The following is a 6,954-nucleotide window of genomic DNA, read 5'->3' as shown; positions in this document are numbered from 1 at the left end:
TACGGCGGTCATGGCGGAGGGGAAACGCCCGGTTACATTCCGAACCCGGAAGCTAAGCCCTCCAGCGCCGATGGTACTGCACTCGTGAGGGTGTGGGAGAGTAGGACGCCGCCGGACAAACTTCCAGTTAAGGCCACCCCAATGGGGTGGCCTTAACTGCGTTTACTCGTTTCCGGTGAGCTGGGCGCCGACGGGTGCGGGTCAGTTCCGGGTCTGCATGCCGTCGCGGAGATCGCGCAGCAGGTCGCCGGCGTCGTTGACCGACCGGCCCGGGAACATCGCCATGACCACGCTGCCGTGGTCGGCCCAACCGCAGACCGCGAAGTCCCCTCCCTCGCCGCTGGTGCTGCCACACTTCAGCACGCCGCCGAGGTCGCCCGCGGGCAGCTCGCGCAGACCGTTCACCGCACCGGTCTCGTCCGACATCAGGCGGAAGAGGCTGTCCAGGTCCCGTTCCGGCTGCCAGAGCAGTGTGGTGCCGCCGAAGATGAGCACCGAGCGCTTCTCGTCGGCCGGGTCGCGGTAGACGGTGCCGAAACTGCGGTCCAGCTCGATGTTCGCCGCCAGGCCGCTGCGCAGATAGTCGGCGGTGCTCTTCGCCCGCTCGCTGTCGTCGCGGGTCAGACCCACCACCTGATCGGGTGACGTCAGTTGGGTGTCCTTCTGCTGCGCCACCCGCCACCCAGCGACACCGAGCACCCCGGCACCGGCGAGACCGACCACCAGTGCGGCCCCCCAAGCGATCTTGCGGCGGCGGGACCAGCCACCGGATCGCTCGTCGGGGTCGCCTCCGGAGTCGCGGGTGCTCAGCTGGATCGGCTCTTCGGTCAGCTCGACCGGCTCACGGCCGCCGTCGAGCGACCGCTGGGTGAGATGTGCGTCGGACATAGCCGACACCGTACGCGAACGGCAGGTGGCGCACGTCAGGTCTGCGGAAGCGCTCCGTAGACTTGTCCGGTGACCGAGAGACTGGATGCCCGACGCCCCGACGCCCCGACCCTTGCCGGCCAGTATCAGCCCGGTGAGGTAGAGCAGCGACGGTACGAGCAGTGGGTAGCCGGCGGGCACTTCCGGGCCTCCGCCGACAGCGACAAGCCCCCCTTCACCATCGTCATCCCGCCGCCGAACGTCACCGGCTCGCTGCACATGGGTCACGCGTTCGAGCACACGCTGATGGACGCGTTGACCCGTCGCAAGCGGATGCAGGGCTTCGAGGCGCTGTGGCTGCCCGGCATGGACCACGCCGGCATCGCCACCCAGAACCTGGTCGAGCGTCAGCTCGCCGCCGAGGGGCTGTCCCGACACGACCTCGGTCGGGAGAAGTTCGTCGAGCGGGTCTGGCAGTGGAAGGCCGAGTCCGGTGGGGCCATCCTCGGTCAGATGCGCCGCCTCGGCGACTCCGTCGACTGGGACCGCGAGCGCTTCACCATGGACGAGGGGTTGAGCCGCGCCGTCCAGACCATCTTCAAGAAGCTGTTCGACGACGGCCTCATCTACCGGGCCAACCGGATCATCAACTGGTGTCCGCGGTGCCTCACGGCGCTCTCCGACATCGAGGTCGAGCACACCGACGACGACGGCGAGCTGATCTCGATCCGCTACAGCGACGAGGTCGTGGTGGCCACCACCCGGGCCGAGACGATGCTCGGCGACACCGCCGTGGCGGTGCACCCCGACGACGAGCGCTACCAGCACCTGATCGGCACCGAGGTCGAGCTGCCGCTGACCGGCCGCCGGATCCCGATCGTCGCGGACGCGCACGTCGACCCGTCCTTCGGCACCGGCATGGTCAAGGTGACCCCGGCCCACGACCCGAACGACTTCGAGATCGGCCAGCGGCACGACCTGCCCGCGCTGACCGTGATGGACGAGCGGGGTGTGATCACCGTGCCCGGCCCGTTCGAGGGGCTGGACCGGTTCGAGGCGCGCCCCGCGATCGTGGCAGCGCTGCGGGAGCAGGGCCGGATCGTCGCCGAGAAGCGCCCGTACGTGCACGCCGTCGGGCACTGCTCGCGCTGCAAGACCACCGTCGAGCCGCGGCTGTCGCTGCAGTGGTTCGTCAACACCGCTCCGCTGGCCCAGGCCGCCGGTGACGCGGTGCGCGACGGCCGGGTCCGCATCGAGCCGGCCGAGTTGGCCAAGCGTTACTTCGCCTGGGTCGACAACATGCACGACTGGTGCATATCCCGCCAGCTGTGGTGGGGGCACCGCATCCCGGTCTGGTACGGCCCGGCCGGCGAGATCGTCTGCGTCGGCCCGGACGAGGCGCCGCCGACCGGTGCGGGCTGGCACCAGGACGAGGACGTCCTGGACACCTGGTTCTCCAGCGGCCTGTGGCCGTTCTCCACGCTGGGCTGGCCCGAGCAGACCCCGGACCTGGCGAAGTTCTACCCGACCAGCGTGCTGGTCACCGGGTACGACATCCTGTTCTTCTGGGTCGCCCGGATGATGATGTTCGGCCTCTACGCGATGGACGGCCGGCCGCCCTTCGACGTGGTCGCGCTGCACGGCATGGTGCGCGACCAGTTCGGCAAGAAGATGTCGAAGTCGTTCGGCAACGTGGTCGACCCGCTGGACTGGATCGACCGGTACGGCGCCGACGCCACCCGGTTCACCCTGGCCCGGGGCGCGAACCCCGGCCAGGACGTCCCGGTCAGCGAGGAGTGGTGCCAGGGTTCGCGCAACTTCTGCAACAAGCTCTGGAACGCCACCCGGTTCGCGCTGATGAACGGCGCACACACCACGGGTGACCTGCCCCCCACCGAGCAGCTCTCCACCGTCGACCGGTGGATCCTGTCCCGGTTGGCGCACGTCACCGCCGAGGTCGACGAGCAGTTCGAGGCGTACGAGTTCGCCAAGGTGTGCGACCTGCTGTACCACTTCGCGTGGGACGACGTCTGCGACTGGTACGTCGAGCTGAGCAAGCCGGTGCTCGCCGAGGGTGGCGAGCGGGCCGAGGCCAGCCGTCGGGTGCTCGGGCACGTGCTCGACCAGCTGCTGCGGCTGCTGCACCCGGTGATTCCGTTCGTCACCGAGGAGTTGTGGCTCGCGCTGACCGGCGGCGAGACGGTGCAGGCCGCCGCCTGGCCGGTGGCCGACAGGTCGCTGGTCGACGACGCCGCCGAGGCCGAGCTGCTCGGCGTGCAGCGGGTGGTCACCGAGATCCGCCGGTTCCGTTCCGACCAGGGGCTGCGTCCCACGCAGCGGGTGGCCGCCCGGCTGGACGGGCTGTCCGGTGCGGGTATCGCGGCCCACGAGCCGCTGATCCGTTCGCTGGTCCGGCTGGACCCGGCCGGTGACGACTTCCAGGCCAGCGCCACGCTGGCCATGCCCGGCGCGGTCGGTGTCGCGTTGGACACCCGGGGTTCGATCGACGTGGCCGCCGAGCGGGCCCGGCTGACCAAGGACCGCGCGGCGGCCGAGAAGGAGGCCGCGCAGGCCCGGGCGAAGCTCGGCAACCCGGCCTTCATCGGGAAGGCCCCCGAGCCGGTGGTCGCGAAGATCCGCGACCGGCTCGCCACCGCCGAGGCCGACCTGGTCCGGATCGACGCTGCTCTGGAGACACTGCCCTCGTGACCGACCGTACCGATTTCGCCGCCGTCGAAGCCGAGCTGAACGCCCGCGGTTTCACCCGCATGGTCTTCGAGCTGGACCGGATCGAGTCGCTGCTCGACCTGCTCGGCAGCCCACAGCGGGCGTACCCCTCGATCCACCTGACCGGCACCAACGGCAAGACGTCCACCGCCCGGATGATCGACTCGCTGTTGCGGGCGTTCGGGCTGCACACCGGCCGCTACACCAGCCCGCACCTGGAGACCGTCCGGGAGCGGATCGCCCTGGACGGGGAACCGGTCAGCGAGGAACGGTTCGCGGCGGTGTACCAGGAGATCAAACCGCTGGCCGAGCTGGTCGACGCGCGGTCGGACGAACCGCTGACGTACTTCGACATGACGACCGCGCTGGCGTTCGCCACGTTCGCCGACGCGCCGGTCGACATCGCGGTGGTCGAGGTCGGTCTCGGCGGGGCCGAGGACGCCACGAACGTTCTCCAGGCCGGGGTCTGTGTGATCACTCCGATCGGGTTGGACCACACCGAGTGGCTCGGCGACACGCTCCAGGACATCGCGTTGGCCAAGGCCGGCATCATCCACCCGGGCGCCACCGTGATCGCGGCAGCGCAGGATGAGGAGGCGGCGGGCCCGCTCCTCGAACGCTGCGCCGAGGTCGGGGCCACCATCGCGCGGGAGGGCGGCGAGTTCGGCGTGCTCGGTCGGGCAGTCGCGGTCGGCGGTCAGGTGCTCACCCTCCAGGGCCTGGGCGGCGTGTACGACGACGTGTTCATCCCGCTGCACGGCGCCCACCAGGCGCAGAACGCGGCGGTGGCGCTCGCCGCGGTGGAGGCGTTCCTGGGGGCGGGCGCTCGACGTCAGCTCGACATCGAGGCGGTCCGGGAGGGTTTCGCCTCGACCAGCTCCCCGGGCCGGCTGGAGCGGGTCCGTAACGCCCCGACCGTTTTGCTGGACGGTGCGCACAACCCGCACGGCATGAAGGCCACCGTCACCGCGCTCCAGGAGGAGTTCGCGTTCAGCAAGCTGGTCGCCGTGCTCGGCGTCCTCGCCGACAAGGACGCGGAGGCGCTGCTGGAGCTGCTGGAGCCGGTGGTCGACCACGTGGTGGTCACCCGTAACAGCTCGCCACGGGCGATGCCGACGGAGGAGCTCGCCGCGCTGGCCGCCGAGATCTTCGGCGAGGAGCGGGTGGACTCGGCCGAGGAGATGCCGGACGCCATCGAGTTGGCGGTGGCGTTGGCCGAGGAGGACGTCCCGGGTGAGCTGAGCGGGGTCGGGGTGCTGGTCACGGGTTCCGTGGTGACGGTCGCCGACGCGCGCCGGCTGCTGAAGCGATGACCAGCCCGGAGCGGGAGCCGCACACCGCCGGGGAGCCGACCGGCGCGCCGGTCGAGCCGCCGGTGGGGGAGGAGCCCATGGCCGGGCAGCCGCGGCGCTCCGGGTTGCGCAACCCGGAGCGGGCGGTACGTGGTCTCGGTGCGGGCACGCTCAGCCTGGAGGCGCTGGTGCTCCTGCTGGCGATCCAGCCCATCCGGGTGGTCGGCGGTGACCTCGGCGGCGCCGCGATCGGTGCGGTGGTGGCGTTGGCGGTGGCCGCCGTGGTGCTCGCCGGCATGATGCGCCGCCCGTGGGCCTGGAACGCCGGCACCGTGCTGCAGGGCCTGCTGTTGCTGGGCGGTCTGCTGCACTGGTCGCTGCTCGGGCTGGGCATCATCTTCGCCCTGGTCTGGGCGTACGCGCTGCACGTTCGCCGCGTCATCCTCGGCTGACGACCCGTCGGCGACGCCCGGAGGCGGGAGCGGGCCGGGTCAGGCGTCGGCGCGTTCGCGCCACTGGGTGAGGGCGACACCGTGGCCGTCCGGGTCACGGAAGGCTGCCGCCCAGCCCTCCAGCTTGGTGCCCCGGTTGACCACCCGGGGCGCGTACGTGAAGCGGACGCCCGACTCGCGCAACCGTTCGTACGCGGCCTCGATGTCGTTGACCTCAAGGTTGACGTGCACGAGGCGGCGGCTGATGGGCGCCGCCCCGGTCACCTCGCGCAGGACGATCCGGGTCGCCCCGGAGGCGAGGACGGCGTTGTGGGCGCCCTGGTCGACCTCGCTGAAGCCGAGCACGTCACGGTAGAAGCCGAGCGACCGGGACAGGTCGGTGACGAGCAGGGTGAGGCCCACCCCGCTGATCGGTGCGGCCGGATCCGCTGCCGAGTCGGCGGCGAACCCGAAGATCGCCCGGTCGAACTCCTCGTCGGTCACCGTCTCGGGCGCGGCACCGGCCGGGGAGGGATCGTCCAGCGGAAGGTCGAGCGGGTCCAACGGGTCGGCCGCACCGGGGCCGGACCGCTGCGCGGGCGGCGGCTCGAAGCGCTGCGCGGGCGGGTCGACGGTGTCGTCGGAGGGCGGGATGACAGTGCCGTCCTCCCTGGCGTCGAACCGGTCCGCGATGGGCTCGTCGAAGCGCTCCTCGGCGGGTGGGCGGGGGGCTGGGGTGGCCCGCCGCGGCAGCCCGCCGGTCTGCGGTTCGACGACCACGCCCTCCAACACCACCGGGCCGCCCGGGCTCTGGTGCATCACCACGGGCTCGCGCTCCTCGGCCACGACACCCGCGTCGTCACGCCGGAGATCGTCACGCCGGGGGTCGGTGCGCAGCGGATCGGCGCGCACAGGGTCACCGAGCGGGTCCCGGAACGGGTCGCCGACCGGGTCACGGAAGTCCTCGCGGAAGTCGTCGTCCGGTGCGCGGTCGGCCCACGGCGGCGCGTCCTGCTGGATCAGCACCTCGTCCATCGCCTCGGCGTCGGCGAACTCCGGCGGGAGGTCGGCGACGGCGGCGGCGGTCTCGGCGTGGGTCGGGACCTCGTCCCAGAGGACCTTGACGTGCCGCTGGTCGTCCAACGCGACCCGGATCGGCAGGGTCTGGCCCAGCGACGGCCACTTGGAGACCGGCACCCTCGGCTCGATGATCTTCTTGGACCGTGGCGGCAGACCCGGGGCGTCGATCACCAGTTGGAGCTCGCAGCGGCCGAACGCGTACTGGGTGGGTGGTTCCGAGGCGCTGTGCACGTGCCCGACGCCGACCACCCAGGTGCGTCCGCCGCCGCGTACGGTCGCCAGTGCGATCGCCAGCACCAACAGGGCGACCCCGAGAGCCACGATGGCCCAACTGGTCATGCCCAGGCCGAAGAGGACGACGAACGTGGCAACGGTGCCCAGCACCGCGCCGATCAGCTTGCGTACCGGCGCGATGGGTCGGTTCCCGCCATTCGCCACAGTGGACCTCCCGGGGGTCAGGACCAGGCTAGGCCGGATCGGCCACCGGGGGAAAGACCGGCCGCCGCGCCGACGCCGGGGCCGGGTCGCTAGGCTGACCGTACCGACCCCGAGCGTGA

General features: G+C 71.5%; 5 protein-coding genes and 1 rRNA gene. 4 read left to right on the top strand and 2 right to left on the bottom strand.

Annotation, left to right across the window (positions count from 1 at the left end):
• Positions 1-117: ribosomal RNA gene (gene rrf, locus QSK15_RS19985) — 5S ribosomal RNA — on the top strand.
• A gap of 84 nt (positions 118-201) precedes the next feature.
• Here rrf and QSK15_RS19980 read toward each other — a convergent pair.
• The gene (locus tag QSK15_RS19980) at positions 202-888 is read right to left on the bottom strand and encodes a hypothetical protein (RefSeq protein ID WP_030336594.1); all 687 of its coding nucleotides are present in this window, start codon (positions 886-888) and stop codon (positions 202-204) included.
• Positions 889-957: 69 nt separating this feature from the next.
• Between QSK15_RS19980 and QSK15_RS19975 the strand changes: the two genes are divergently transcribed.
• From QSK15_RS19975 to QSK15_RS19965, 3 genes are read left to right on the top strand one after another with little or no spacing between them, the layout of a single operon-like run.
• Entirely contained in the window at positions 958-3,576 is a 2,619-nt protein-coding gene (locus QSK15_RS19975; protein ID WP_285795637.1) for a valine--tRNA ligase, read from the top strand.
• Positions 3,573-4,907 (top strand): bifunctional folylpolyglutamate synthase/dihydrofolate synthase, encoded by a 1,335-nt coding sequence (locus QSK15_RS19970; protein WP_285795636.1) that lies wholly within the window; start codon positions 3,573-3,575, stop codon positions 4,905-4,907. The genes QSK15_RS19975 and QSK15_RS19970 overlap by 4 nt, the downstream gene beginning before the upstream one ends.
• A complete protein-coding gene (locus QSK15_RS19965; RefSeq protein ID WP_502889629.1) occupies positions 4,904-5,338 on the top strand; it encodes a DUF4233 domain-containing protein in 435 nt (144 codons plus the stop codon). Before QSK15_RS19970 ends, QSK15_RS19965 begins: the two co-directional genes overlap by 4 nt.
• Before the next feature lie 39 nt (positions 5,339-5,377).
• Here the strand turns inward: QSK15_RS19965 and QSK15_RS19960 are convergent, their stop codons facing one another.
• Positions 5,378-6,835: a VOC family protein gene (locus tag QSK15_RS19960; protein ID WP_285795635.1), complete on the bottom strand. Its 1,458-nt coding sequence runs from the start codon at positions 6,833-6,835 to the stop codon at positions 5,378-5,380.
• Between the last annotated feature and the right edge of the window lie 119 nt (positions 6,836-6,954).

The sequence above is a fragment of the Micromonospora sp. NBRC 107095 genome (genome assembly GCF_030269705.1).
In the GTDB taxonomy this organism is placed as follows: domain Bacteria; phylum Actinomycetota; class Actinomycetes; order Mycobacteriales; family Micromonosporaceae; genus Micromonospora; species Micromonospora parva.
The sequence above is the reverse complement of the archived record's forward strand: the minus strand, read 5'-3'. Positions and strand labels throughout refer to the sequence as shown.

Coding starts and splice junctions, on each gene's coding strand:
- QSK15_RS19980 (WP_030336594.1), bottom strand. CDS start 888: ATGTCCGACGCACATCTCACCCAGCGGTCGCTCGACGGCGGCCGTGAG.
- QSK15_RS19965 (WP_502889629.1), top strand. CDS start 4,904: ATGACCAGCCCGGAGCGGGAGCCGCACACCGCCGGGGAGCCGACCGGC.